Origin of the sequence: Bergeyella anatis (genome assembly GCF_036016955.1) — a bacterium.
GTDB lineage: Bacteria > Bacteroidota > Bacteroidia > Flavobacteriales > Weeksellaceae > JAYWXI01.
The window spans coordinates 1-1909 of the sequence record NZ_JAYWXI010000051.1 but is presented as its reverse complement, the minus strand read 5'-3'; the positions used below and the strand labels follow the sequence as shown (position 1 = coordinate 1909).

The following is a 1909-nucleotide window of genomic DNA, read 5'->3' as shown; positions in this document are numbered from 1 at the left end:
TTTTACTATTGGAGAGTGAATAATATCGTCCACCTCTTGGGTTACAATTACGGCTTCACCAAAGTATTTACGAACGGTTTTAAACAGATACTTAATATACTCTGCCATTCCTTCTTTGGCGATGGCTTTCCACGCTTCTTCAATCAATATCATTTTGCGAATCCCTTGGAGTCTTCGCATCTTATTGATAAAGACTTCCATAATGATAATGGTAACGACAGGAAACAATATCGGGTGGTCTTTAATGGCATCAATTTCAAAAACGATAAACCGCTTGTTGAGCAAATCCATTTCTTTGTCCGAATTTAAAAGATAGTCGTACTCACCACCTTTGTAATACGGTTCTAAAACATTCAAAAAGTTCATCAAGTCAAAATCCTTTTCCCGAACATTCTTTTTTTCTAAGACTAGTCGATAATCTTTTTTTACAAACTCATAAAACCCATTGAAACAGGGTTCATGCTCGGGATCGTCTTTAATATATTGTATATAGAGATTCACCGCATTGGACAAAGCGACTTCTTCTGAACGCCTTGCGGGTTCGTCTTCGCGTTTCCAAAGGGTCATAATGAGTGTTTTGATACTTTCCCTTTTTTCTATATCGAACACATTATCATCGGTATAGAAGGGATTAAAAGCAATGGGATTATCTTCGGTATAAGTAAAATATACACCATCTTCACCCTTGGTTTTAGTATTGATTAGTTCACAAATACCTTGGTAAGAGTTCCCCGTATCTACCATCAATACATGAGTACCTTGTTCGTAATATTGTCGAACCATATGATTAGTGAAAAAGGATTTACCACTTCCTGAAGGACCGAGAACAAATTTGTTTCGGTTGGTGATAATGCCTTTTTTCATTGGTAAATCCGAAATATCCAAATGAATAGGTTTGCCTGTAAGCCTATCCGACATTTTGATACCAAATGGACTAGGCGAACTATGGTAGTTCGTTTCTTGTGTAAAGAAACATAATGCGGGTTCAATAAAAGTGTAAAAACTTTCCTCACTTGGAAAATCCGCAGCGTTTCCAGGAATACCTGCCCAATACAAAGTGGCAACATCAACCGTATTATGATGGGGTTTACATTCCATAGAAGCTAAAGCACTTCCGCAGTCATTTTTTATATTACGGAGTTCTTGCGGATTGTTTGACCACGCCATAACATTAAAATGAGCCCGAATAGAAGCCTGCTTAAAAGAATGGGCTTGATTGAGATAACGGTCAATCCATTGTTTGTTAATTTGGTTTGCACGGCTGTACCGAGCGAGTGAGTGCATATTACGAGCAGACTTTTCAAATTGTTTCAAATTCTTTTCAGAGTTATCAATAAAAAGGTATTGATTATAAATATGGTTGCAACTCAATAATAAACCCACTGGACTTGCAAAGGATAGTCGGCAGTCGCTTCTATCAGTCGATAAGCCTTCGTAGCGACTATCAGGGGATACTTTGGCAGGTAAATCTTCCGTATTAGACAAGGTGTGTAAACATAGGCGTTGGTTGCCAATACGCATTTCTTCTGGCGATAGACAAATGTCTTGTAAACTTTGATGGGTGTCTGGGGTTAAACTAAAATAGCGTTCCCATAAGCCTTTGGAATTTTTATCGCCGATATAGTCTTTTTCGGTCAATCGAGTGAGTTTTAGAAATCCACTATCATTCAAGATGCGTTCAAATTGTGCAACGGCTTCTAAAAAGCGAGTGAAATGTTCCTTTTGAGTTACTTGTTTTGGAAGAAAATGCCCTTTGCAAAGAGAGGAAAAGTTACTTTGGGTTTGCATTCTCTTTTCTGTGGTTTGTGTTATGAATAGATAGCAACGATGATTTAGAAAAGGGCGTTCATTAAAATGTCTTTCGTATGAACGCGTTAAAAAACTTAGATTTTCTTTTTGAATATTAGGT

Annotated in this window: 1 protein-coding gene; it reads right to left on the bottom strand. The window is 37.4% G+C overall.

The annotated features are described in order from the left end of the window. Positions 1-1909 (bottom strand): TraG family conjugative transposon ATPase (locus tag VQ048_RS12035; protein ID WP_327611904.1); only part of this gene is annotated, 1909 nt, incomplete at both ends.